This is a genomic window from Enterococcus sp. DIV0901a (assembly GCF_051711525.1).
Classification (GTDB): domain Bacteria; phylum Bacillota; class Bacilli; order Lactobacillales; family Enterococcaceae; genus Enterococcus_B; species Enterococcus_B faecium.
On the sequence record NZ_JBIOMW010000001.1, the window covers coordinates 360,524 to 387,074 of the forward strand.

General features: G+C 38.6%; 19 protein-coding genes and 1 other annotated feature. Of the genes, 10 read left to right on the forward strand and 9 right to left on the reverse strand.

What is annotated here, in order from left to right; translation table 11 throughout:
• Nucleotides 1-1,611 (reverse strand): ABC transporter permease, encoded by a 1,611-nt coding sequence (locus IGL70_RS01765; RefSeq protein ID WP_104857619.1) that lies wholly within the window; start codon nt 1,609-1,611, stop codon nt 1-3.
• A gap of 12 nt (nt 1,612-1,623) precedes the next feature.
• On the reverse strand, nt 1,624-2,505 hold the full coding sequence (locus IGL70_RS01770; protein ID WP_002294635.1) for an ABC transporter ATP-binding protein: 882 nt from the start codon (nt 2,503-2,505) through the stop codon (nt 1,624-1,626).
• A 253-nt stretch (nt 2,506-2,758) separates the two neighbouring features.
• Here IGL70_RS01770 and IGL70_RS01775 point away from each other — a divergent pair, with 253 nt between their 5' ends.
• On the forward strand, nt 2,759-3,358 hold the full coding sequence (locus IGL70_RS01775; RefSeq protein ID WP_002294634.1) for a TetR/AcrR family transcriptional regulator: 600 nt from the start codon (nt 2,759-2,761) through the stop codon (nt 3,356-3,358).
• Between the two features lie 68 nt (nt 3,359-3,426).
• Here IGL70_RS01775 and IGL70_RS01780 read toward each other — a convergent pair whose 3' ends face one another.
• Complete coding sequence (locus IGL70_RS01780; protein WP_002296829.1) at nt 3,427-4,728, reverse strand: polysaccharide deacetylase family protein; 1,302 nt, start codon at nt 4,726-4,728, stop codon at nt 3,427-3,429.
• A gap of 262 nt (nt 4,729-4,990) precedes the next feature.
• Nucleotides 4,991-5,196, forward strand: a binding site (T-box leader).
• Nucleotides 5,197-5,307: 111 nt separating this feature from the next.
• On the opposite strand from IGL70_RS01780, the gene tyrS reads away from it, so the two are divergent.
• The 4 genes from tyrS to nhaC all read left to right on the forward strand — a co-directional run bounded on the left by tyrS (nt 5,308) and on the right by nhaC (nt 11,872).
• Nucleotides 5,308-6,564: a tyrosine--tRNA ligase gene (gene tyrS / locus IGL70_RS01785; protein WP_002286405.1), complete on the forward strand. Its 1,257-nt coding sequence runs from the start codon at nt 5,308-5,310 to the stop codon at nt 6,562-6,564.
• A gap of 290 nt (nt 6,565-6,854) precedes the next feature.
• On the forward strand, nt 6,855-8,732 hold the full coding sequence (gene tdc / locus IGL70_RS01790; protein ID WP_002286400.1) for a tyrosine decarboxylase: 1,878 nt from the start codon (nt 6,855-6,857) through the stop codon (nt 8,730-8,732).
• 266 nt (nt 8,733-8,998) lie between these two features.
• Nucleotides 8,999-10,396 (forward strand): tyrosine-tyramine antiporter, encoded by a 1,398-nt coding sequence (tyrP, locus tag IGL70_RS01795; RefSeq protein WP_002316652.1) that lies wholly within the window; start codon nt 8,999-9,001, stop codon nt 10,394-10,396.
• 108 nt (nt 10,397-10,504) lie between these two features.
• Nucleotides 10,505-11,872, forward strand: a complete 1,368-nt coding sequence (nhaC, locus tag IGL70_RS01800) for a Na+/H+ antiporter NhaC (protein ID WP_002286385.1) — start codon at nt 10,505-10,507, stop codon at nt 11,870-11,872.
• Between the two features lie 280 nt (nt 11,873-12,152).
• Here the strand turns inward: nhaC and IGL70_RS01805 are convergent, their stop codons facing one another.
• From IGL70_RS01805 to IGL70_RS01820, 4 genes are read right to left on the reverse strand one after another with little or no spacing between them, the layout of a single operon-like run.
• Nucleotides 12,153-13,172 (reverse strand): LacI family DNA-binding transcriptional regulator, encoded by a 1,020-nt coding sequence (locus IGL70_RS01805; RefSeq protein ID WP_002294628.1) that lies wholly within the window; start codon nt 13,170-13,172, stop codon nt 12,153-12,155.
• A 21-nt stretch (nt 13,173-13,193) separates the two neighbouring features.
• Nucleotides 13,194-14,201 carry an aldose epimerase family protein gene (locus tag IGL70_RS01810; RefSeq protein ID WP_002328285.1) on the reverse strand — a complete coding sequence of 336 codons (1,008 nt, stop codon included), beginning with the start codon at nt 14,199-14,201 and terminating at the stop codon, nt 13,194-13,196.
• Nucleotides 14,194-14,859 (reverse strand): beta-phosphoglucomutase, encoded by a 666-nt coding sequence (gene pgmB / locus IGL70_RS01815; protein WP_002307916.1) that lies wholly within the window; start codon nt 14,857-14,859, stop codon nt 14,194-14,196. The genes IGL70_RS01810 and pgmB overlap by 8 nt, the downstream gene beginning before the upstream one ends.
• Complete coding sequence (locus IGL70_RS01820; RefSeq protein WP_002286373.1) at nt 14,852-17,146, reverse strand: glycoside hydrolase family 65 protein; 2,295 nt, start codon at nt 17,144-17,146, stop codon at nt 14,852-14,854. The genes pgmB and IGL70_RS01820 overlap by 8 nt, the downstream gene beginning before the upstream one ends.
• A gap of 259 nt (nt 17,147-17,405) precedes the next feature.
• Between IGL70_RS01820 and IGL70_RS01825 the strand changes: the two genes are divergently transcribed.
• Both IGL70_RS01825 and IGL70_RS01830 read left to right on the forward strand, forming a co-directional pair.
• Nucleotides 17,406-19,571 carry a PTS transporter subunit IIBC gene (locus tag IGL70_RS01825; protein WP_002286368.1) on the forward strand — a complete coding sequence of 722 codons (2,166 nt, stop codon included), beginning with the start codon at nt 17,406-17,408 and terminating at the stop codon, nt 19,569-19,571.
• 427 nt (nt 19,572-19,998) lie between these two features.
• Entirely contained in the window at nt 19,999-20,832 is an 834-nt protein-coding gene (locus tag IGL70_RS01830; protein WP_002297417.1) for an endonuclease/exonuclease/phosphatase family protein, read from the forward strand.
• 101 nt (nt 20,833-20,933) lie between these two features.
• Here IGL70_RS01830 and IGL70_RS01835 read toward each other — a convergent pair whose 3' ends face one another.
• Nucleotides 20,934-22,634, reverse strand: a complete 1,701-nt coding sequence (locus tag IGL70_RS01835) for a hypothetical protein (protein WP_002322202.1) — start codon at nt 22,632-22,634, stop codon at nt 20,934-20,936.
• Between the two features lie 506 nt (nt 22,635-23,140).
• Here IGL70_RS01835 and IGL70_RS01840 point away from each other — a divergent pair.
• A complete protein-coding gene (locus IGL70_RS01840; RefSeq protein WP_002286364.1) occupies nt 23,141-24,301 on the forward strand; it encodes a class C sortase in 1,161 nt (386 codons plus the stop codon).
• Between the two features lie 15 nt (nt 24,302-24,316).
• Nucleotides 24,317-24,760, forward strand: a complete 444-nt coding sequence (locus IGL70_RS01845; RefSeq protein ID WP_002286361.1) for a GNAT family N-acetyltransferase — start codon at nt 24,317-24,319, stop codon at nt 24,758-24,760.
• Between the two features lie 482 nt (nt 24,761-25,242).
• Here the strand turns inward: IGL70_RS01845 and IGL70_RS01850 are convergent, their stop codons facing one another.
• The gene (locus IGL70_RS01850; protein WP_002286355.1) at nt 25,243-25,773 is read right to left on the reverse strand and encodes a phenolic acid decarboxylase; all 531 of its coding nucleotides are present in this window, start codon (nt 25,771-25,773) and stop codon (nt 25,243-25,245) included.
• A 104-nt stretch (nt 25,774-25,877) separates the two neighbouring features.
• On the opposite strand from IGL70_RS01850, the gene IGL70_RS01855 reads away from it, so the two are divergent.
• The gene (locus tag IGL70_RS01855; protein WP_002286354.1) at nt 25,878-26,429 is read left to right on the forward strand and encodes a PadR family transcriptional regulator; all 552 of its coding nucleotides are present in this window, start codon (nt 25,878-25,880) and stop codon (nt 26,427-26,429) included.
• The last annotated feature ends 122 nt before the right edge of the window (nt 26,430-26,551 follow it).

Below are 26,551 nucleotides of genomic sequence, written 5' to 3' on the forward strand. Positions count from 1 at the left end.
TTATCCTTCTAGTAAGTCTCTTCGCCTATAACCAATAGAACCAAGGACGAACAGTGCAAGGCTGATACATGATAACGTAAGGAACACGGAAAGATCAAAAGAATCGTTTGGCATCCGTGGAACCCAGCTAGGGACAGCTGTTTTGGAAAACCATTCTGGTAAATCCAAAATTCCGCCAAAGTAATTGAGTGCAAAGGAGTAAGCTAAGTAGATATAAGCAAGTTTACCCATTCGAGGAAGCCATCCGAATAGAAAGCCACTAATTCCGATAAACACTAAAACGGCAGGCAGGAAATTGAACCCGGCTTTAAGAAACATCAATAGATCCATGTCTTTCGCATCCTTCATCGAAGCCAAAGCAGAAAGCCCTAGTGCACCAGAACTAATCAGGATTGCCAATATAGCAAATAGAATAGCTAGTAACATATTGGTCCAATAAAGTTGGTTCCTAGAAATTTTTGTTGCGAACAGCTGATTCATACGTCCGTGGGTTTCTTCTGTAAATAAACGATTGATGCTAGCAATTGGTAAAATAGCAGCTAGACAAATCAAGACGACCATGATCGTGCTTGTAAAGTTTTTTTCAATTGAGACGCCAGATTGGATAAACATCTGTTTCATTAAGTCGTTACTTTCTAAAAACTGTTGCATATTCCCGTAGATAGAGCCGTATGCCGCCCCCATCAAACCAAAAGTGATAAGCCAACTGATTGTCATCCCTTTATTTAGATAGAATAATAAACCACGCAAGGATAAAAGAGAACGTTTAGCATACGGTTTTCCTTCACGTTCGGGGATATAGCCGGTGTTCAAGTCTCGATGTTCCTCTAAAACAAATGAACTGATTATCAAGATTAGACTGAACAAAAACAAATAAAGCAAAGGAATCCAGTTGTTAGATGTAAATGGATAGGTCAAATAAGACCAGCCTAAAGGATTCCACATCGAAAGGGAGGAATCAGCTACATCTGTTATTGCTCGTAGAAGGTAAAGTCCACCTAAAAACGCTAAAGACAGACCATTCGAACTGGCTGAACTTGGCATCAGTTGTGCAGCAAACAGTGCAACGGCACTCCCCAAAATCCCCATACTACCTACAGATAGCCCAAAAAGCCAAGCACCTTCTGCAGTGATCGAATCTGCTTGGAAAAAAATCATCGTACAGCTGATCGATATTGCTAAAAGCAAATTGATCAGAATACTTTCAGCGATGACAGCTAAAGAGTTTGCTTGACGTCCGACTCGAAAGGAACGAATAAGTTCAATCAGACCAAGTTCTTCTTTTTTTCTCGTTTGGCTCACCACGTGTAAAACAGAGATCACAGCAGCAAACAAACTGCAAAAAAGCAACATTTCATTTGCATACATCGCTCCTAAAGTATACTCAGCAGCATTCGAAGCTGGAGTTGGTCCGACCATTGCAATCATTGCTGGATTTTGCAAGGTTTCGTATAATCCAGCTAATCCTTGTCCGGAAGTCAATTCTTCAAATGCGGGGACAAAGCCACCAGAAAAAGCAGTGACTCCGACTAGCCATATCAGGATCTTTTTCCAGTCACGGCTAAGGTTTTGAGAAAAAAGGGTGGACCAGCGTGAAAATTTATCAGTCATTTCGCTTCCTCCTCATCCTTCATAATGTCTCATGAATAAATCCTCAAGAGTCGGTGGAATAGATTCAAATTTTTTCACACCTAATTTAGACGCTTCAGCTAAAATCACATCGAAAGCTTCGTTATCAGCAGCAAATTGAGCGAGGTGACCTTTTTGCACAAAGTCATGGACACCGTTCAATTGTGCTAAGTGACTATTCTCTGCTTCTGTTTCTATAGTGATGGTCGAACGAGTCAAATGACGCAATTCATCGAGTGTTCCTTCTTCTACGACTGTTCCTTCGCGTATGATCACGACTTTATCCGCTAGTCGCTCGACTTCACTGAGAATATGAGAAGAAAGTAGGATGGATTTGCCCTGTTCTTTCAATTTTTCAACTTCTTCTTGGAAAATCGTTTCCATCAAAGGATCTAAACCAGAAGTAGGCTCATCAAATAAATAGAGATCCGAATCAACAGCCAAAGCAGCAATCAAGCCCACTTTTTGGCGATTTCCTTTTGAATAGTTTTTTGCTTTTTTCTTAGGATCAAGAGAGAAACGTTGAATCAGTTCATCTTTTTTTTGAGCACTCCCTTTTCCATGAAGCTTCATGAAGAGATCGATGATCGCTCCTCCAGTCAAATTTCCCCACAAAGAGATATCGCCTGGAACATAAGAAAGACGTTCATGGATAGATAAACTATCTTCCCATACATCTTGCCCAAAAATCGTTGCCGTTCCGCCGTCTTTTTTTATAATCCCTAAAAGTGTCCGAATCGTCGTGGATTTTCCAGAACCATTTGGTCCGATAAATCCAACGACTTCACCTGAATGTACGGTGAAAGAGACATCTTTTAAAGCTTCGAAACGACCAAAGCTCTTTTTCAAATGTGTGACTTTGACGATTTCTGCCATAAAAACCCCACTCCTTTTTCTAAAAATATATACTAAACAAGATTAAATAGTTTAATAAAAAGGTTTTATACCTTTTTATAAAACTTTTTTTATTATTTTAGTACATAATATTCTTTTTATAAATTTCTGTCAATGAATTCATAAACAAGGAATTGCTAGCTTGATACTTTCTCAATAGATAGTTATAATAAACCTCAGAATAAATTTGAACTATATATATTATAAAAGTTTAAAATTACGGGAGGCTCTACAAATGAACGGTTTTGAAAAGAGAGCACAAGAGAAAAAGAAGGAGATTTTACAAGCAGCTTTTGACTTGATGAACACAGACATAGGAACCGCTGGAGTGACAATGGATAAGGTAGCTGAGAACGCTCAGGTAAGTAAAGCGACGATTTTTAAATATTTTGGCAGCAAGGAAGGGCTGATTTATGAAGTATTTTTTGCATTTATGAATGATTTAGGGCAAGAAGCGAAAGCGTTGATTGCGGAAAATCTTCCATTTGAAGAAACACTGATTGCCATGAGTGAAAACAAAATCCGTTATCTCAATCGAGTGAACAAACAATTTTATATCGATTTGATGACATACTATACAAAAAAAGAAAAAAAAGAATTTTCTGACGCGATGGATGCGTATACGCAAGAAAGTTTCAGTATCATGCTTGATCTTTTCCATCGAGGGCGGAAAGAAGGAAAAGTGGATTTGAAATATTCGGATGAGTTCTTGATCCTCTATTTTCAAGCAATGGTAGAAGGAATTTCTAAGCCGGAGATATACGCAAAACTGCTTCCATATACAGCAGAATGGACAGAAGTCCTGATCAAGGGAATCGCACCGAAGAAGAAATAAAGCATAAAAAAGCCGAAACTGACGATAAAATGTCAGTTCGGCTTTTTTGGTTCATAAATGACGTAAAATCAAGCAGATTCGCGTGCTTCTTTGTCATAGACATCATGGACATTGATGAATGGATCAAGAATAGGATTTTTTCCGTCTAAATCAGATTGAAAACGAATGCCATCGATATTGATCCGAGCATTTCGATAGAAATCCGTACCTAATTGTCCCCAAGCTGGTGTAGAAGCATCGACATTACAGAAAATATCGAAACCTTGACTCTTCAAGTAAGCAAATTTTTGATTTTCTGCTGAATAAGGCTGCCAGTCGCTGATGTCTGCACCAAATGGATAAATCAGAATATTTGTTTTTCCTAGGATAGGTGCAACTTCTTGCTGCCACAATTCATTGTCTTTTTTTACATCTTCTAGTGAAGCTTGAGTCATATTCAAGTGACCCCATGTATGGGAAGCAAAGCTCCAGCCGTCTTTCTTCAACTGTTCCGCCACTTTTTTAGCTTCTTTAATCTCTTTTTTTGTTTTTTCATTGTCTCCATATTGAGATTTTGATGTTCGATAACCTAAAACTCCGTTGTAACCTGTCAGGGCCAAGGTACCTTTTGCGCCTCGATAAGAAAAATCAGGATGTTTCTTGACAAAGGCATCGATCAGAGGAACCATGTCAAAGTCACCGATTTCTTCTTTATCTTTCTCTTTATAGACATTTTTGATTTCATTGTTATTTGATACGACCAATCGGCTAGGAAAACCGGAATTATCCATATATTCATAATAGCTGACATCATCTTGTGAAAGAACCAATGGTTTTTTTCCTTCAGGTAGCGCAAGCCCGTTAAAGGAAAGATTTCCTTGTTCGTCTTTTTGGATCAAATCATTCAAATTAACTAAAACAAAATCATTTTGATAAAGTTGTTCGATCGAACGGTTGAATTCTTCAACAGTCACCATATAATCTTTGTATCCTTGTGCCTGTTGAGAGTGGAAGGCTTTTTGCGGGTCCACGATCAAGCTGTGGAAAAAGACATGAGAGATCTGAGTAGGATCAGACCAGTCGATCAGTTGTTCTTTCTCCTTTTTTAGTGTTTGAAGAAGCTGTTGTGTTTCAGTAGATCCGTTCTTACTATCTTTTTCCAATAACGCAATCGCTTGGTCATAATCGTAGCTTTGAGCCAGATTTTTTGCTTGAGTAACTAGTTGTTGCTTATCATCTGTCGGTTCTTTTGCTTTTTCTGTTATTTTTTTTTCAGGAATGATTGGTTCTTTTTTTGTAGATGATCGGATGACAAAAAACAAACTTAGAATTAAAATAACGATAGTTAAAGCAGAAGTGGCTCCTAAAATAATTTTTTGCTTTTTTTCCATATACCTCGTCCCTTGCTTTTTCATTTTTTTACTTGTCCCATTCCTTATTGTAACGAAGAAAGAATAAGAGGCAAAGTAAAGTGACTTCTCGATAAATTGCAGAAAAAATACAGAAAAAGTTATTTCTTTTAACAATAATTGAAAATAAAATGTTCGGAATTAGAGCGGATTCAAAAAAGAAAAAATGAGGAATTTAAAAAAAATATCCTTTTTCTGTTGACAAAGAAAAAGTTGCGCTCTATGATAGACACATATTAATAATAACAAGACGAAGATCGAAACGAAGTAGTTGTTAAAGCCAATGTTTCAGAAAGCTGGTGGTCGCTGCAAACCAGTACATGCTTTAAAACGAATTACATTTCAGGAGTCTTTGGCAGTGATTGCCACGCGACAGCGTTAAATGTTCGAGAGGTATGTTGGATATCTAGACATACAAATTGGGTGGTACCGCGAGATTTCGTCCCTTGGCTTATATGCCAAGGGACTTTTTTTATTTCCTATCCTATCCTGAAGAAATAATTAATTACACATGCTAGCAGGTTCCTGCTTTCATAAAAAAACTACACGGAGGTCAGTAAAATGAATATTATTGATGAATTAACTTGGCGCGACGCCATTAATCAGCAAACAAACGAAGAAAGACTTCGCGAGCTCGTTGAAGAAAAGAGCATTTCACTTTATTGCGGCGTTGATCCAACTGGTGATTCGATGCATATCGGACATTTGATTCCATTTATGATGATGAAAAGATTCCAATTGGCAGGCCATCATCCATATATTCTGATTGGCGGCGGAACAGGAACGATCGGCGACCCAAGCGGCCGCAAAACAGAACGTGTGTTGCAAACGATGGAACAAGTGCAACATAACGTGGACGCACTTTCCAATCAAATGAGAAAATTGTTTGGTAAAGATGCAAATATCACATTTGTGAACAACTACGACTGGTTGTCAAAAATCTCTTTACTTGAATTTTTGAGAGACTACGGTAAAAACTTCAACATCAACACGATGTTAGCAAAAGATATCGTTGCCAGCCGTTTGGAAGTAGGAATCTCATTTACAGAGTTTACTTACCAAATCCTGCAATCTATCGACTTTTTGCATCTGCATAAAACATACGATGTGCAATTGCAAATCGGTGGAGCAGACCAATGGGGAAATATCACAGCTGGATTAGACCTAATCCGAAAATTAGAAGGACCAGAAGCAGAAGCGTTCGGTTTAACGATCCCATTGATGCTGAAGGCTGACGGAACGAAATTCGGAAAAACTGCAGGCGGTGCCGTTTGGCTTGATCCGAAGAAAACTTCACCATTTGAGTTCTACCAATTCTGGTTGAATCAAGATGATCGCGATGTAGTGAAATACTTGAAATTCTTTACTTTCTTGTCTCAAGAAGAAATCGAAGACTTAGCGAAAAAAGTAGAGACAGAACCTGAGAAACGTGAAGCACAACGCCGTTTGGCAGAAGAAGTTACAAGATTTGTGCATAGTGAAGAAGACTTGAAAGAAGCGCAAAAAATAACGCAAGCATTGTTCTCTGGAAATATTAAAGAACTAAATGCGGAAGAAATCGCGCAAGGATTCGGTAAAATGCCGAACGTTGAAATTTCAAGCACACCTGAAAATATCGTGGAACTGCTTGTTTCCACAAAAATTGAACCATCTAAACGTCAAGCACGTGAAGATGTTTCAAACGGAGCTATAAGTATTAACGGTGACCGCGTTACCGATTTAAATTTTGTCATAAATCCATCCGATGAATTCGATGGTAAGTTTGTGGTTATTCGAAAAGGTAAGAAAAATTACTTTTTGGCCAAAGTAATTGATTAGAATTTAGTAAGTTTTTACCTTGAAAAAGGGAAATACTATTACAACATTCCAATTTTGAAACCCATCCTAAAATAGAACGCTGGTTGTCGTTAATACAATCTTTGCGAGGGAGTTTACATTTGTAAATTCCCTCGTTTTTTTTAATTATTTCAAAAGTGTGAACAATTCGGATAATTGATACATATTAAAATATGATTAAAAATCAGGCCAAAACTTAGTTTACAGAATAGAAGAACAGGTGTAATGTAGGGCTCGACAAAATTTAAATATTTTTTTAGGAGGGTTTCACTATGAGTGAATCATTGTCGAAAGATCTAAACCTAAATGCCCTATTCATTGGGGACAAAGCTGAGAACGGCCAAATCTATAAAGCTTTGTTGAATGAATTGGTGGATGAACATTTAGGCTGGCGTCAAAACTACATGCCTCAAGACATGCCTATTATTACGCCAGAAGAAAAAAGCAGTGCTAGTTTTGAACACACTGTGAATAAAACAAAGGATGTTCTATCAGAAATTTCAGCGCGGATGCGTACCCATTCCGTTCCTTGGCATAATGCCGGACGTTACTGGGGTCATATGAACTCTGAAACATTGATGCCATCTTTACTAGCGTACAATTTTGCTATGCTATGGAATGGTAATAACGTTGCCTATGAATCTTCTCCTGCAACAAGCCAAATGGAAGAAGAAGTAGGAATGGAATTTGCAAAATTAATGAGCTATAAAGATGGCTGGGGCCACATCGTTGCTGATGGTTCTTTAGCAAACTTAGAAGGACTTTGGTATGCCCGCAACATCAAATCATTGCCGCTTGCAATGAAAGAAGTGACACCTGAACTAGTTGCTGGAAAAAGTGATTGGGAATTAATGAACTTGTCAACAGAAGAAATCATGAATCTGTTAGACAGCGTCCCAGAAAAAATCGACGAAATCAAAGCTCACTCAGCACGTAGCGGAAAACATTTAGAAAAATTAGGAAAATGGTTGGTTCCACAAACTAAACACTATTCATGGCTAAAAGCTGCCGACATCATCGGTATCGGTTTAGACCAAGTGATTCCAGTGCCAGTTGACCACAACTATCGCATGGACATCAACGAACTTGAAAAAATCGTTCGTGGTCTAGCAGCTGAAAAAACACCAATCCTAGGTGTAGTCGGTGTTGTAGGATCAACAGAAGAAGGAGCAATCGACGGTATCGATAAAATCGTTGCATTGCGTCGCGTATTAGAAAAAGACGGTATTTACTTCTACTTACACGTAGATGCTGCTTATGGCGGATACGGCCGTGCGATTTTCTTAGACGAAGACAACAACTTCATTCCATTTGAAGATTTAAAAGATGTTCATTACAAATACAATGTCTTTACAGAAAACAAAGATTATATCTTAGAAGAAGTACACAGTGCATATAAAGCAATCGAAGAAGCAGAATCTGTAACGATTGACCCACATAAAATGGGCTATGTTCCATATTCTGCCGGTGGTATCGTCATCAAAGATATCCGCATGAGAGACGTTATCTCTTACTTTGCGACATATGTATTTGAAAAAGGCGCAGATATCCCAGCATTACTTGGGGCTTATATCTTGGAAGGTTCAAAAGCAGGGGCAACAGCAGCCAGCGTTTGGGCAGCACACCATGTCTTACCTTTGAATGTCACAGGATATGGTAAATTAATGGGTGCATCAATCGAAGGTGCACATCGTTTCTACAACTTCTTGAATGACTTGTCATTTAAAGTAGGAGACAAAGAAATCGAAGTTCATCCATTAACTTATCCAGATTTCAATATGGTAGACTATGTATTCAAAGAAAAAGGCAACGATGACTTAGTTGCAATGAATAAATTGAACCATGACGTATATGATTATTCTTCATACGTGAAAGGAAGCATTTACGGTAATGAGTTCTTAACTTCACATACTGACTTTGCTATCCCAGACTATGGCAACAGCCCATTACAATTTGTGAACCAACTAGGATTCTCAGATGAAGAATGGAACCGTGCCGGAAAAGTAACTGTATTGCGTGCCAGCGTAATGACACCATACATGAACAAAGAAGAACACTTTGAAGAATATGCTGAAAAAATCAAAGCAGCTCTTCAAGAAAAATTGGAAAAAATCTACGCAGACCAATTATTGGCAAGCGAAGCAAAATAAGCAAGGTAATCATGTTAGAAAACAGCTTGAATACTAACTGTTTCTGACGCATGTTTGGATCTGAAGAGCAAGGGGAGACCTAAGCTCTTCGATCCCTTTGTTTTGAGGTTGTCTTTGAAGAAACCCTTCAAGCAATAGACTCAAAGAATCCCCTCAAATATTCGCTGAATTGTTTCGTTTATTGCTGAAACTACTTCAAAGACACCGTTATTTTATCCAAAAAATCAAGGAGAGTGTCAACGGTGAGTAAATCTGAAGTAAGTAAAATGGGTCTTGGGACCTTTATCGGTCTGACAATGGCACTGTGTGCAACGGTTCGGAGTATTCCTACGTTAGCCGCAGTCGGTTGGACATTGATTTTTTATTCAATTTTTGCAGTTTTGTTTTTTGCCGGTCCGATATCAATGGTTTCCGGTGAGCTTTCAACGATGCTTCCTCAAGAAGGCGGTCCTCAGTTATGGGTAAAAACAGCACTGGGCAGCAAATGGGGATTTGTCGTTGCATGGCTATTATGGGTGCAAATGTTCCCAGGTATGGTAATGGTCGCTTCTACTTTAGGACCATTGTTAGGAAACACATTTGGTAATGTAGAACTTGGCAATAATCACTGGTTCGTTTTAGGTTGTATTTTAGTTATCTACTGGATCATCACGATCTTGAACTTGAAATTCGATATGGCAAAAGTCGGCGGGAACATCGGTGTATGGCTAGGGGTATATATCCCAGTAGTCATCATGTTCGTTTTAGGTGTTTTGGCAGCCTTCAAAGTCGGACTAGTCTCAAACGGCTATCTAGGTGACTTTTCATGGTCAAAAGCTTTCCCTGACTTGGAACATATTGATTCATTGAAATACTTAGCTGGTATCACATTTATTTTTGTTGGGATCGAAATGAGTTCTGTTTACATGCCTCGTTTGAAAGACGCAACAAAAAATTATACAAAAGGCGTATTTATCGCTTTGATCGGATTAGTTTTATTGAATGTCATCAATGCGATGCTTGTAGCAAATGTCGTACCAGATGGAAAAATGGAATTAGCAAATATCACACAGCCTATCTTGATTGACTGTCAAATCCTAGGCTTACCAGAAGTGATCGGAAATATCTTCAGCTTCATGGTATTTATTGGTGTGCTTTTACAATTATCAGCTTGGGTTACTGGACCATCAAAAACAATCATCCAAGTAGCTCGTGAAGGATTCCTTCCACCAAAATTCGGATTCCATAAAGAAAACAAATACGGCGTATCTAGAAATGTCGTTCTAACACAATCAATCGTTATTTCATTATTTGCTTTGCTTTATGGTGTAATGGATGACGTAAGTGCTGTATTCTTGACACTTACAAATGCTACGACTGTTATTTATTGTATCGTGTACATTTTGATTGCTGTTTCATTGCTTAAAATGCGTAAGAAACATCCAGAATTCGAACGTCCTTACCGAATTGGTAAAAACGGAAACGGATTAGCTTGGGTAGTCAGCTGCATGCTGATCTTCTCTATCATCGTTGTCGTATTTGCTACATTAGGTACAGCGACATTGAGTGATGCATTATTAGTAGCAGCTATCACAGTGGTCATGTTCGTTATTCCATTGATCATCAATCACTTCAAGAAAGATTCTTGGGGGATTGAGGTAGAAAAAAGTTTAGAAGAAAAATAAAAAAATAAGTCTTTCAGCCGACGTTTTGTCGCTGATTTAGTAGGAGGTCCTGCCAAGTGAATAGTTTTTTCATGGCAGGGCCTTTTCATTTGAAATAGGAGATCGACGATGAATAAAAATATTTCTTTAAAAGAAAGTATCGCTGTATTGATCGTGTTGTTGGCACTCCTAGGAGTACTGATCATCGGATTCCAGCTCTCGCCACATATCCCGATCCTTGCAGCTTTCATGTGTTTGTTGTTTTATGGCAGATTTAAAAAGTTCACATGGGATGAGATCCATGACGGGATCATCAAAGGAATCACTCCAGGGATCATTCCAATCCTGATTTTTCTTTTGATTGGTGTCTTAGTTGCTTCATGGATTTTATCTGGAACCATCCCTACGATTATGGTTTATGGATTTAAACTTGTTTCTGTGCGTTTCTTTTTACCGACAGCATTTCTTGTTTGTGCAATTGTCGGAGTGACTGTCGGCAGTTCATTTACAACGATTTCGACGATTGGAATTGCTTTTTTGGGGATCGGTCATTTACTTGGATTCAATGATGCAATGACTACAGGCGCAGTCGTTTCCGGTGCCTTTTTAGGGAATAACTGCTCGCCTTTATCAGATACGACCAACTTGGCAGCGGGTATTGGAGGAGTTAATCTATTCGAACATATCGCTGGTATGCGTTATACGGATTTCCCAGCATTCGTCCTTTCGTTGATTTTTTATACGATATTAGGACATAACAGTCATTCAGCCGATCTAGCTAGTATCAATGAAATGATCCAAAACATGAAAGCGAGCTTTTGGATCTCTCCTTGGACATTGATTCCACTAGTTATTTTATTTGGGGGGGCAATCAAAAAAATTCCAGCTATCCCTACATTACTAGCGGGATCGACAGCTGCTCTCGTTCTTTCTTTTATCCATGAGAAAAGTTTGACGGTCGGAAAAGCAGCAGACATCTTGATGAATGGTTATGTCGCAAATACACCTGATCCAAAGCTAGATGAACTGCTTTCTCGAGGCGGGATCATGAGTATGTTAGGTTCTGCTAGTTTGATTTTACTTGCATTGGCATTAGGTGGGTTACTGATCAAATATCTGATCGTTGATACCATCGTTCAAGAATTAAAAGAAAAGATGGACCGACCTTCTCGTTTAGTCGGGTTTACTGCCTTGAGCTGTATCGGAATCAATCTGATCGTTGGAGAACAGTATCTGTCCATCATTCTTCCAGGAGAAACATTCAAGCGTTCTTTTGATGACGTTGGCTTATCAAAAACCTATTTGACACGAACACTAGCGGATTCAGGTGCGACCGTCAATTCTCTCGTACCGTGGGGAGTCAGCGGCACATTCATTATGGGAACGATGAAAGTTAGCGCGTTGCATTACTTGCCATTCGCCTTTTTCTCGATTCTTGCACCTGTCTTTACAATATTAGGCGGTTTTTTATTGAATCGTCGACGTGTAAAAAATTGAAGGAAGGAAAAAAGAGGCTGGGACAGAAGCGTTTAACTCCAAGAAATAAGAAGAAACTCAAGAAAATTGCTTTTTAAATTTTTGTGAATTTCAGCTTATTTCCGAAGGAGTTGCTTCTGCTTCCGCCGTTTATACGTGTTTAGAGCGTGAGACAAAAGTGTTCTTTACTTTTGTCCCACGCTCTTTTTTACAGATAAACAATGTGTTAGAAGTAGTATCTTCTTTTACATAAAAAGCTGACCATAGGATAAATGGTCAGCGTATTTAGTGAGTCAGCTATTTAGTATGGGTTTTCTAAAGGAACGACTGTCTCTCTTTTGATCAAGCGATGAGGGATGACCAAACGTACGCCACTGCTCAATTCTTCATGGATCAATTCGCGCAGCTTTTGCATAGCGACACGTCCTAATTCGGAGATATCGATATCGATACTTGTAAGGTAAGGGTGTGTTAATGTTGAGAAGATCGAGTTGTTGAAGCTAATGACGGAGAGTGTCTCTGGAATGACATAGCCGTACATTTGCGCCAACTGCATCGTGCGAAGGGCGAAGATATCGTCAATGACCACCAATGCTGTGGCTTCGTTTTCTTTCAACGTTTTCTCAAAGGACAGATAATCCTCCGGATGCTCTAGTACTACACTGGATAACGCAGGAAGACCAGCCATCATCATTGCTTTTTGATAACCGAAATATCGTTCGAAATACAAACTTTCATGAGTCGTGTTTGTCACAAACAGGATATTCTTATGTCCATTCTGGATCAAAAATTCTGTTGCTTGTTTACCTAGAAGCTGGTTATCATTATCTACATAAACGATTTCGTTCTCATGATGATAAGGCTGTCCGATCAAAGTGAAAGGGATGTGGTTTTGGTATAAATAATCAATGACAGGATCTTGACTATCTGAATACACTAGAATAAAACCATCTACTTGTTTTTGTAAATGCATACGCTGGACGTTCTCTAACAGCAATTCAAAATTTTTAGCAGTAGCGATTGCTGTAGTCATATCATAATTCCGCGCTTCTTCGTTGATTGCTTCCATGATCTCAAGATAAAATGGGTTACCGATCCGCTCTTTTGAATCAAGAGGGGGTAAGATTACGCCGATGGCACTGGAAATGCGTTTTCCTAGATTGCGGGCAGTCATGTTAGGAACATAACCTAGTTCATCCATAATTTTTCGGACTTTCTTCTTTGTTGTCTCGGAAATACTAGGATGATCGTTGATGACACGAGAGACGGTCGAGGTGGCAACACCGGCTTTTTTCGCCACATCTTTTACGGTAATAGCCATGATAAAAACACCTTTCTCTTGTTATTGTGCAGAGAACCGATAAATCGTCTGACTGATCCGTTCTTGACCAGGATGGAGGTTGATCGATCCAAATTTGGGGAAATGAACGATATCAGGGATTTCTTGCGGTTCGATTGCTAATCCGTAGTTTGAATGCATCTGTTTTCCATTGACAGAGAAATCAGCTTCGAATCCAGTCGTAGAAAATAATACCATACTTTTATTAGAAGTTGCTATAGTCATTTGGCGACCAGAATGCTTCTCGAATAATTGTAAGGAAGTTTTGGAAAGCCTAGGATGATGCAAAAGAAATACATCATCTAGTCCATCTGGATAACATGCAAGGATCTCTTGCAGTGTTGGGGATTTTCTAAAGTCGATTGGCAGTTCTTCTTTTTTTGTCCAATTTCCAGTAGGCAGTTTTTCTTGATCTAATTCAAGCACACCATCTAAAAAGACCGTTAACTGATGTTCATAGATGTCTCTTGTTCCATTTCCTGAAAGGTTGAAGTAGGCATGGTTGGTCGGATTGCAGATGGTTTCAACAAGGCTACTAGCAGAGGTTGTCATCTCTAATTCGTTTTTTGTTAAACGGTAAGTGATCGTAGCAGTGATTGGTCCTGGATAGGTAGAAAATTCATCTTTTAAGTAAAAGACCACACCTATTGATGATGGAGTTTTGAAAACTTCTACTTCCCAAAATTGGAAAGACCAGCCTTTCGTGCCACCGTGGATATGGTGTGATCCGCAGTTTTTCTCCAATCTATGCTCACCCCAAGAAGCATCCCGGATCCTTCCGGCTACAGGTCCGACAGTTGCTCCAAAAAAGCTTTTGTCTGTTAGAACATCTTCGAAACGATCGTAAGACAATAAAACATTTTCTGATTTTCCTTCTTTGTCTGGTGCGAAGATTTGGTGCAGGCGGGCACCGTAATTGAGAAGAACGACTTCTAAGTAGTCGTTCTTCAATGTGATTTTCTTTATTTCAGTCTCTGGAACTGGTACGACGGAGATTTCTGGATTATCCATGGTCATGCCACTTTTCTTTCAAGTAATCGATCGTAAGAAAAGTCGTATCAGGGACAAGCGGGATCTCCTCTCCAAGGTCTTCAGCACGTCCCACGCCAATTGGTTGAGCGCCACTTGAGAGGATGGCTTGGATACCGGCTTGCGCGTCTTCGATCCCGATACATTCTTCTGCTTTTAGTCCGACAGCTTTTGCTGCAAGGAGGAAGATATCTGGCGCAGGTTTTCCGTTTGTTGCTTCTGCCGGGTCGGCAATAGCATCAAAGTAGGGTGTAAGACCCATTTTTTCAAGTAGGAATGGCCCGTTTTTACTTGCAGAAGCAAGAGCAATCTTGATTTTTTCTTCTTTTAAAGAATCCAGTAAAGGCACGACTCCGGGGAAGACATCTTTTGGTTCGATCGTCTGGATCATCTCTAAATAATAATCGTTTTTTCTTTTCGCTAATTCTGCAAATTCTTCCTTTGAAAAAGAGTGTTCTTTTCCGCCATAAGCTAAAAGCAAAGAGAGTGAGTCTTCTCGGCTGACGCCTTTTAGCTGTTCGTTGAATGTACGATCGATCGTAATGCCGATTTCCTGACCAAGCTTTCGCCAAGCACGATAATGGAATTCAGCAGTATCGGTAATGACACCGTCTAAATCAAACAATACCCCTTTAAACATTTGCTTCCTCCTTTCTTAGCGTTATTTCTAGACGATCCGCTAAAGAATAAGACTGTTCATAGACGTAAATTTCTAGAGGAGAACCTTCTAATAACTCGAAAGTAACTTGTTCATCTGTGACTGAGATGAACAATAAACGTCCGCGATAATTGATATGGAAAGAATAAGCTTTCCAAGTTTTTGGCAGAAATGGTGCGAATCTCAACTGATCATGGGCAGTTTTCATTTGAGCAAACCCTTGGACGATCGACAACCAGCTACCAGTCATGGAAGTGATGTGCAAGCCGTCTTCTGTGTCGTTATTGTAATTATCCAAATCCAAGCGAGCTGTTCGCTGGTACATTTCTACAGCTTTGCTTTCCATTCCTAATTCTGCTGCTAAAATCGAATGGATACTTGGCGAAAGGGAAGACTCATGGACAGTCATTGGTTCATAGAAATCAAAGTTTTTTTGCTTTTCTTCTTTTGTAAAAGTATCATTGAAGAAATAAATCCCCTGTAGTACATCTGCCTGCTTGATGAAGCAAGATCTAAGGATTTTGTCCCAAGACCAATGCTGATTCAGAGGAAGATCGCTTGTGGGAATATCGGATACAGGCATGAGATCTTTATCTAAGAATGTGTCATGCTGGACAAAGATTCCTAATTCTTCGTCAACTGGGAAGTACATGTTCTCTGCGATATCTTTCCATTTGGCTAGTTCTTCTTCGCTGATAGTGATAGCAGCTTCTTTTTGATAAGTTAAATAATTTTCTCGCGTGTAACGCAAGACCCAAGCTGCGATCGTATTTGTATACCAATTGTTATTGATATTGTTCTCATATTCGTTTGGGCCGGTCACACCGTGGATCATGTATTTATTTGCTCGTTTTGAAAAATGGACACGGTCTGCCCAGAAGCGTGCGATTTCTGCTAAAACTTCCAGTCCTTCATTTTTCAAATATTCCGTATCGCCGGTGTAATTCGTATAATTGTAGATTGCATAGGCAATCGCGCCATTTCGGTGAATCTCCTCGAATGTGATTTCCCACTCGTTATGGCATTCGACACCAGTGAAGGTGACCATAGGATAAAGCGCGCCTTTTAATCCTTGTTGCTGAGCGTTGTGGATTGCTTGCGGCAGTTGATTATGCCGATATTTCAGCAGATTCTTAGTTACTTCAGGTTTGGCTAAAGCAAGATAAAGAGGGACAGCATACGCTTCTGTATCCCAGTAAGTGGCTCCGCCGTATTTTTCTCCTGTGAATCCTTTGGGGCCGATATTCAATCGTTCATCTTCGCCGTAGTAAGTAGAGAATAGTTGGAACAAATTGAATCGAATACCTTGTTGTGCTTCTTCGTCTCCTTCGATGACCACATCGGCAAGCTTCCATCGTTCTGCCCAAGCCGCTGTTTGCTCTTCTTTTGCTTGGATATAATTGTTTGTCTGGTTCGTTAATTCTGAGACAGCTTTTTCTGCTTGCTGCGCTTCTGGAATATCTCTACTAGTAAGAACGATAATTTCTTTTTCCACTGACCATGTCTCACCTTGAGATAATTCTGCAGACAAGCAACCATGTAATGCTAAAGTATCTTCGTGATAGTCAGGGATGACTGATTTTCCATTAACGAAATGGCGCATTGCTGCAGTAACAGTAAATTGTTCAATCCCAAAGTTGTTTGGAATAGTTTTAGTCGTCAAATAGCCGATTTCTTCTATAGTTCCACGATCAATCTCATTCCAAAAATGTTCATCATAGTTGCTGTCTTCGTTTTGAACATTTCCATCCAATTTTGATACGAGTTTGACTGTTCCGCTACCTTCAAGCATTTCTATAGTTAAATAGATATAAGCTGATTCTTTTTTGACAATGCTCAGAAAACGTTCGAAGGAAATGCGTACTTTATTAGTAGAAGTAGTGATTGTGAATGTACGAGATAATACACCATTTTTCATATCTAATTCCCAGTAAAAGTCTTCTGGTTCCAAAGAAGCCAAGTCGATCAGCTGATCGTTGATCGAAATATCTATCGCGATAAAGTTCAAGGCGTTGATCACTTTTCCAAAGTATTCTGGATAACCATTTTTCCACCAGCCGACACGTGTCTTATCGGGATACCAGACACCCGCCAAATAAGTACCTTGATGGTGGTCCCCTGAGTAAGTTTCTTCAAAGTTCCCGCGCATCCCCATATAACCGTTTCCAATACTTGTTAAAGATTCTTGCAGTCGAAGATTTTTTTTATCTAATTGTGTCGTGCTGATTTTCCATGGATCAATAGCAAATAGTCGTTTGATCTGTTTCATTTTTCTCCTCCTAATGAGCTGTTTTATACGTTCATAATAAACGCAACCGATTGCACAAGTCAATAGACAAAAGAAAATATTTCATAGAAAAAAGCTTAAAAAAATAAATTTTTAGGAGAAAATTATAGAAGGGAACACACGTATTATAGGTTTTATAGAATGGTATAGACAGAAAAATAAAAAATAAAGCATTTACAAAAAAGAAAACGCACGCTATAATACGTTTAACGAAACCGATTGCGTAAAGGAGCTAAACGGAATGAAAAAGATATTTAGTTTTGAGTTTTGGCAAAAATTTGGAAAGGCTTTAATGGTTGTGGTAGCAGTTATGCCGGCAGCTGGGTTGATGATCAGTATAGGGAAATCAATTCCCTTGATCAATCCTGATTGGACGCCGCTTGTCACAACGGGCGGAGTAATTGAAAATATTGGTTGGGCAATTATTGGTAATCTTCATATTTTATTTGCTTTAGCAATAGGAGGAAGTTGGGCAAAAGAAAGAGCAGGCGGAGCATTTGCAGCTGGGATCTCATTTATTTTAATCAATCGGATCACTGGGGCTATCTTTGGTGTCACAAGTGACATGCTTGCGAATGAAGATGCATTTACCCACACTCTGTTCGGTACGAAGATCATGGTTAAAGGATTTTTTACAAGTGTATTGGAAGCACCAGCTTTGAATATGGGAGTATTCGTAGGGATCATCGCTGGATTTGTCGGGGCAATGGCTTATAATAAGTACTATAATTATAGAAAATTGCCGGATGCTTTGTCATTTTTCAATGGAAAGCGCTTTGTTCCGTTTGTTGTTATCTTATGGTCAACAATCGTGGCATTGATTCTTGCTGTGGTGTGGCCAAACGTACAGGCTGGAATCAATAATTTTGGTTTATGGATTGCAGAATCACAAGAAAGCGCACCGATTCTAGCACCGTTTTTATTTGGAACATTAGAACGTTTACTATTGCCATTTGGATTGCATCATATGCTGACGATTCCTATCAACTATACACAGCTTGGCGGATCGTATGAGATTTTATCAGGCGCACAGGCGGGGACACAAGTATTTGGGCAAGATCCGTTATGGTTGGCTTGGGCCACTGATTTAGTGAATCTTAAAGGTGCAGGGGATATGTCGCAATATGAGTTTGTGTTGCATAACTGGACGCCGGCTCGTTTCAAAGTAGGACAAATGATTGGTTCTTCAGGTATCTTGATGGGAATGGCTTTTGCGATGTATCGTAATGTCGATCCTGATAAGAAAGCAAGATATAAATCAATGTATTTTTCAGCAGCGTTGGCTGTCTTTCTAACAGGTGTAACAGAACCATTGGAGTTCATGTTTATGTTTGCTGCTGTGCCATTATATGTCATTTATTCAGTGATCCAAGGGGCTGCATTTGCGATGGCAGATATCTTGCCATTGCGGGTCCATTCATTTGGGAATATCGAATTGCTGACTCGGACACCGTTAGCTATCAAAGCGGGTCTAGGTGGAGATCTTATCAACTTCGTGTTGTGTGTGATCGCTTTTGGTGTTGTTACGTATTTCTTAGCAAATTTCTTGATCAAAAAATTCAACTTTGCTACACCGGGACGTAACGGAAATTACGACAATGACAGTGAAGAAACCGTTGTATCTAACAGCGGAACAGGAACAGCAGATCAGCAAGTGGTCCAGATCATTCATTTGCTGGGAGGAAAAGAAAATATCAAAGATGTCGATGCTTGTATGACTCGGTTACGCGTAAGTGTAAATGATCGAGAAAAAGTAGGGACTGAAGAAGCCTGGAAACGAGCAGGGGCGATGGGATTGATCGTCAAAGACAATGGAGTCCAAGCAGTTTATGGACCAAAAGCAGATGTCTTGAAATCAGATATCGAAGATCTGTTGCAATCAGGAGCAGAGATTCCAGAGCCAGAAATGGTTTCTACAGGAAATGGACAAGCAGGTAGTAAGCAATACTTAGGTATAGAACAAGAACTAGTTTCCGCAGCTTCTGGAGAAGTGATTCCTTTATCTGAAGTAAAAGATCCGGTATTCTCACAAAAAATGATGGGTGACGGCTTTGCTGTTATTCCAACATCAAGAGAAGTTGTTGCGCCGATCGCTGGAAAAGTGACAAGTATTTTCCCTAGCAAACATGCAATTGGGCTGGAAACGAAAGATGGTATCGAAGTTTTGATCCATATGGGAATCGATACAGTCCAAATGAATCAGCCAGCTTTTGAGATTGCTGTCAAAGAAGGCCAAGAAGTAGGAACAGGAACGAAATTAGCTGAGATGGATCTTGATGTGATCCAAAACGAAGAAAAAGATCCAACGATCATGATCGTATTTACAAACGATAAAGTAGAAGAAGTAGTGATCAAGCAATTAGGTACAGTGACAGCTGGTAAAGTGATCGGCTCCATTAAAATGTAAGGAGAGGTTGTGAAAAAGCTGTCCTGCATCAAGTAATAAGAACAGCCAAACAAAAATAGCTCCTCCTATTTTTCGTTTGGTTGGGCTTATTACCGCAGATGCAAGCTTTTGAACACCGTTTAAGGAAGAGGTTGTGAAAACTGCGTTATGCATTGAGTAATAAGAGCGCTAGTCAGAAAATAGCTTTTCATATTTTCTAGGCTAGTGAGCTTATTACCGAGAAGCAGCAGTTTGAATACTGTTTAGTGGAGAGGTCGTGAAAAAGCTGCCCTGCACCAAGTGATAAAAACAGCCAAACAAAAAATAGCTCCTGGTCCATTGAGCTTATTACTGAGGAGTTAGCAGGAGAACACTATTTGCTGGAGAGGTTGTGACAAAAATTTTGTCACAACCCTTTTGTTTCGAAATGAAGACAAGGAGAAAACCAATGAAATTCATGACACTCAACACGCATAGCTGGCTTGAGCCAGAACCAGAGAAAAAATTGCAAGAATTAGCAGATAAGATCCTGTTAGAAGATTATGAAGTGATTGCTTTACAAGAAATCAACCAATTACTGGAATCTGAAGAAGTAGAACCTGCGAAGCTAATGAAGTTCTGTCCGGTAAAGAATCAAGTACCTATCCGTAAAGATAATTTTGCCTACCGTTTAGTTCAGCTTTTAAAGGAACACGGAAAAGAGTATTTTTGGAGTTGGGAAATGAGCCACATCGGTTATGATAAATATGAAGAAGGAAATGCACTGCTTACGAAAAAAACATTGGAAAGTCAGGTCCTTACCGTCTCCCAATCTCAAAAGAAAGAAGATTATCAGACACGCAAGATCTTGATTGGGAAAACAAAGATAGATGATCAGGACATTTTTGTCTCGAGCTGCCACTTTTCTTGGTGGACAGATAAAAAAAGTGGCTTTTATTTTGAGTGGAAAAACTTGGAAAACTACTTTTTGGAAACTCGCGTACCACTTTTTTTCCTAGGTGATTTCAATAATCCAGTAGACTCTCAAGGTTATTATACTGTAAGAGAAAGTTGCCTTCTTCTTCAAGATTCGTATGTTGTCGCGAATGAAAAAGGAAAAGCAGCTACTGTGGAAAAGAAAATCGATGGTTGGGAACAAAATACAGAAAAATTGCGTATAGATTTTATTTTCGTCCCTGAAGGAATGCAGGTTAAAAAATATCAACGGATTTTTGATGGGATCGATAGTCCAATCATCAGTGATCACTACGGGGTGGAAATCGAATTAGATGTGAACGAATAAAAAATATAACATATAACATAAAAAAACTGATTAAAATAAAACTCTCCAAACGATTATACCGTTTGGAGAGTTTTTTGATCGGATGTATTTATCCCTTTTGCCTAAGCACGTAAAAGCTTGTATCTATGATAAATAAATAAACATAGCAAGGTAAACCAGCCAATCAAAGTAAGAGAAAGAATGAAATAGAAATAGATTGGCGTTTGATAATGAAGCGTGAGCTCGTTGATTCCTTTTTGCTGCTTCACGATTGGGGTCCCGATATCTGTTACTTCATAATCAGTCAATGTTTTTCCATTTTGCTGTAGCACAGTCCGATCGTAGACGATAACAGGGATATGAACAGTTTTGTCCCCAGTGTTTTTCCACTTGATTGTCAAAAGACCGCCTGGATGTGTTTTTATAAAAGTTGTTTCGTTTTCTAGTATTTCTTCGTTATACCGGTCGTATTTATTGTCTTTTGTCTCCTTATAGATTGGCAGATAGTCAGGTGTGGTTTTTTGGAAAACGAACAAGCTGGTAGACATATCTTTGCTGAAGAATGTTTTCCTTGCTTCTTCCGGCGTATCGAATAGATAAGTATGTCGACTGACAAATGTTTCATTTTCCCACTTTTCCAGATGCTGGTATAAGTTCTGGATCGTCTGTGCTGAAAAAATAAGAATGCCAAATATACTTAAAAGACGGAACCACTTTTGTTCAGACCACTGGTTCAGTGAAAGGGCAAGGTAAAGTAGAAGCAATAGCGTAAATGGCACGAAAAATCGAAATGGAAACTGGATCAAACTAATAAAAGGCACATTTTTTTCGATCAATGTCGTCCATGGAATCAAGCTAGTAGAAAGAAAAAAGAAAACAAGACTTGTGTACAACACGATTTTTTGGAATAAGGTGTTCTTTTGTTGAAAGAAAATAAAAAGCAAAAAACCTGATAATATCAATATAGGAAAGGCCTTAGGGTAATGGAGCCAATAACTGCCATCCAGATCTATCGCCTTTTGACTCATTTCTCTGTTAACAAAGGGAGGAAGAATCTTATTCCCACTGTAAACAATAGCTAATCCTGCCCAAATATTTGCTGTCAGAACAAAATAAAGCAAGACCGACTTAATCAGTTGAAGCAGTGCTTTTCCTTTTTCAGTCTGGTTAAAAAAGTAATAAAGATAAAAAGGGATATACATCAAAGCTAACATGATCGAAGACAGTAAATGGATCTGTGTCATAAGTCCCACTGAGACAGCGACTTTGATAACAGGGAACTTTTTATGAAGGACGAAATCAGCAATAGGGATCATACATAAAGGATAAAAACAAGTCCCCCAGCTAGTGAATCCTTGGTTGATAGACCAGTATTGAATAGAATACGTACTCATGAATAAAACGGCTACTGGTACACTTACCCAATTTCGAACATTGACATATCTCAGTAAAATCAGCATAGAAAATCCTGAAATAAGATAAAGAATGAAATTTGAAAGAATCTGATAATGAAACCAGCTACCTGCAAGCAACACGATCAATCCTTGTAAATAAGCGAAAAATGGGCCGTAAACGGCATTCACGATCCTGCCACTTTGCTGGAATCCATAAAGGGAAGGAAAATAATGGAAATCCCCATATTTAATTTGTTGCGCGGCATCATAGAACCGATTGTAATGGAATGGGGCATCAGCACCCAAAATTAGTTTATGTGTGAATAAATGAGGCATGAGAAATGCCAAAGCAATGAAAAAAATTGCTAAAAATGGGCCATATTTTTTCAATTGTCGAACTCCTTTGCAAACTTTAGATAAATTCATCATATATCCTATGCGAGAGGTAGGCAAGAAATTAGAAAATTCATGAAAATATTTATGAATTTTACAAGAAAAACATAAGTGAAAGTTCTAAGGAGAGAGGATGCGACATAAGTTTTGTTGCATCTCCTTGTTTTGAAACAGAATTTTTCTTAATACTCGAAACAAAGTAGCTTTTTCATGACCTCTCGGTAAACGGTGTTCAATCAGCTGCTTCTCGGTAATAAGCTCACTAGCCTAGAAAATATGAGAAGCTATTTTCTGACTAGCGCTCTTATTACTCAAAGCATAACGCAGTTTTCACAACCTCTTCCTTAAACGGTGTTCAAAAGCTTGCATCTGCGGTAATAAGCCCAACCCAACAAAAAATATGAGTAGCTATTTTTTTGGGCTGTACTTATTACTTGATGCAGGACAGCTTTTTCACAACCTCATCGGCTTTCATTTTCTATTTTTTTCCTGAACCCATATAATAAAAGAAAGAACAAAAAAACTTGCAAGGGAGGACACATGTGAAGCAGAGTAAGCAAAAACAGTCTCGTCGACTTTTGTTTCGTTTGTTTTTATTAATATGTATCGTCGTAGGGTTACTGATCGCTTTATATCCATTTTATGTGGATTCTTTAAATAGTTTTATTGATCAAAAACGTATCGAACAAGTACAAAAACGGACCGCAGCTGAAATTGAAGTGCAGCGAAAGAAAATGGAGGAGAAAAACCAACGATTAACTGACCAAGGATTCAATCCTGGTACTGATCCTTTCAATGAAAAGAACAGAAATGAAAGTACAACATCCAGCCAATTAGAGGAATGGCTGATCGGAAGTATCAATATACCTAAGATCCAATTAAATATTTCACTTTATGATCGGCTCAATGGTAGGATCCTTGAAAATGGAGCAGGCGTCTTGCAAGGAACCTCTTTCCCGCTTGGTGGAAATTCGACGCATTCAGTGATCTCTGCTCACAGCGGTTTACCTAATCGACGGTTATTTACCGAATTAGATCGTTTAGAAAACGGAGACACGTTTATTTTGACTGTTTTGGGGGAGAAATTGGCTTATCAAGTTAAAAATATACAAGTGGTACTGCCAGATGACACGTCTGTTCTAACGATTTCAGAAGGAGAAGACTTAGTTACCTTGCTTACATGTACGCCGTATATGATCAACACGCATCGTTTGCTAGTGACAGGACATCGGATTCCTTATAACGAATCGGTAAAAAAAGAAGAAGGAAAAGGAAATCAGGAAAGAACCATGCGGCAATGGTTTATTCTTGCAGGAACGATAATAGCTGTAGTCATACTGTTAGTGTTTATCGGACGACTAATCTATCAGTATAGATTAAGTAAAAAAGTGCTTGATTTTTCATTTATTATTAGTGATTCGTCAGGGAAACCGGTAAATGGTAGTTCATTCATTTTGAAACATAAGAAAAAAACACTTACTAGAAATGGTGTGCCGTTTTCAGTACAAAGCGACCATCATGGGAAAGTCAAGCTGGATCAATTGCCTGGTGGAACTTATCGAATCGTTTCAGCTGATGATCCTAAAGTTGCTGTTTCTTTTGGTATTAGAAAAGTAAAACAAGAGAAGATATACTTTTTTGAGGGGCGAAAACTTGTAAAAGAGCTTCAAAAAAATGGTTTTTATTTTAAAATCAATGAATAAGTAAGGAGAGAAAAAATGATCCGCACAACAACAAAATTGTCTGCCAAAGAACTGGAATCTGTTCTATCGATTTGGCTGCATGCTAACTTGGATTCTCATGAATTCATTCCATCAACTTATTGGGAGAATCAAGTAGAATCTGTTAGGAAAGCTTTACCAGATGCAGTGATTTACTTAGCAGAAATAGATCAAGAAATTATTGGTTTTGCTGGGGTGATTGATCAGTTTATCGCAGGAATCTTTGTGAAAAGGGAATACCGGCAACAAAGAATCGGTACGCAACTAATGAAAAAAATAAAAGAAACCAATAAAACACTGACTTTGACAGTCTATCAAAAAAATCAATCAGCTATTCATTTCTATCTTTCACAAGGTTTTACAATTCAAACACAGCAAAAAGATGAAGCAGTAAATGAGGAGGAACTTGTGATGAAATGGAATCAAAACGCTGATTTTTGATGAACAGAATAACGAAATAATGCTCCCAGCCTAATTTTTTGCTGGGAGCATTATTTCATTTTGAAGTCACTAATTTAACTGTGTGAATATGCAGTTGTTACAATCTTTGATAAACGGTGTTCAATCAGCTGACCCTCGGTATTAGCTCAAAAAACGGCAAAATATGAGGAACTATTTTTCCGTTTCTTTCTCTAATACTCAGGTCAGAACGCTGATTTCACAACCTCTTGATAAACGGTGTTCAAACGGCTGCTTCTCGGTAATAAGCCCAACCAAACAAAAAATATGAGGAGCTATTTTTATTTGGCTGTTCTTATTACTTGATGCAGAACAGCTTTTTCACAACCTCTTGATAAACGGTGTTCAATCAGCTGACCCTCGGTATTAGCTCAAAAAACGGCAAAACATGAGGAACTATTTTTCCGTTTCTTTCTCTAATACTCAGGTCAGAACGCTGATTTCACAACCTCTCTTTCACAACCTTATTTTACTCGTTTATAATTTTCATCGAAATATTTTCCGCTACGGATATCATCTGGCATTCCATCATATGGTTCTTCGCTAATAACATCTTCATTATCTATACCTGCATCACCCATATAAGTGATCGTAGCAAATTCAGGAACAAGTAATTTTGGATAAGTTTCATATTTTTCACGTGCTGCTTCCATTTCTGCGATATGTTCGTTTTGGAAAGTAACAGTGATTTCTGGATGTTCTTCAACCCATTTAGGGAAAAAGATCATTCCGTGAAGTTTCTTTTCATTTGGCATAAAGTCCAATGCCACGTCTGTCCCTGTTGGCTCTGTCCAAGTGATTTTGAATACGCCGTCCGTCAATTTAACGATATCAGCTTCTTGGTCTTTTACCCAACGGCCTTTGACCATTCCGCCATGGATACGGTAATCAACAGTATGGTCATTTTTGGCATACCATTCATATTCCCAACCATTGTCATACGTATAGATAAAGTGAGTTCCAATAAAATCTTCCAATTCTTTAAATTCTTTCATGTTTAAGCATCTCCTTATAAATTAAAACATGTAATAAACTACATGTTTTCGATTACTCATTTATGATAGAATGGATTTAAAGATTTGTCAAGGAGGGAAAACTGATGGCAAGAAAAAATACACTTCGATATATTTTGTTAGGGTTATTAAGTAAGAAGAAGATGACAGGATATGAATTGAATCAATCGTTCAAAAATGAAATAGGAGAATTTTGGCAAGCAAAACATAGTCAGATTTATCCTGAACTTGCAAAAATGGAAGAGCAAGGAATCATTCAGCATCAAGTAGAGATCACAGGTGAAAAATTGGAAAAGAAAGTTTATGAATTAACAGAAGAAGGGAAGGAACAATTGGCAGAGTGGATTCATACACCCACCAATGAACTACCGGTTAATCGAGACGAATTTGTTCTGAAATTGTATTTCGTCAAAGACGTGAATGATCCGGCATTAGTAGAAATTATTCAGCAGCAGCGTGACCTTCATGAAGAAAAACGACTTCATCTATTAGAGCGAAAAAAAACGATCTTTCCTACTGAAAAAGAAAAACATGAAAATTACGGACACTACCTGATTTTAGCGCATGCGATCAATCGGGAAACAGAATATGCAAATTGGCTAACAGATGTATTAGAAGAAAGTAACCGAAAAAAATAAAAAAATATCCGAACAGTGATGGAGAATTCCTTTCTATATGAAAGAAACGCAGATCACCGTTCGGATATTCTTATGTTCAAACAGGCCTTTTTTCAAGTATTTATGTAGCATCTACTTATTAA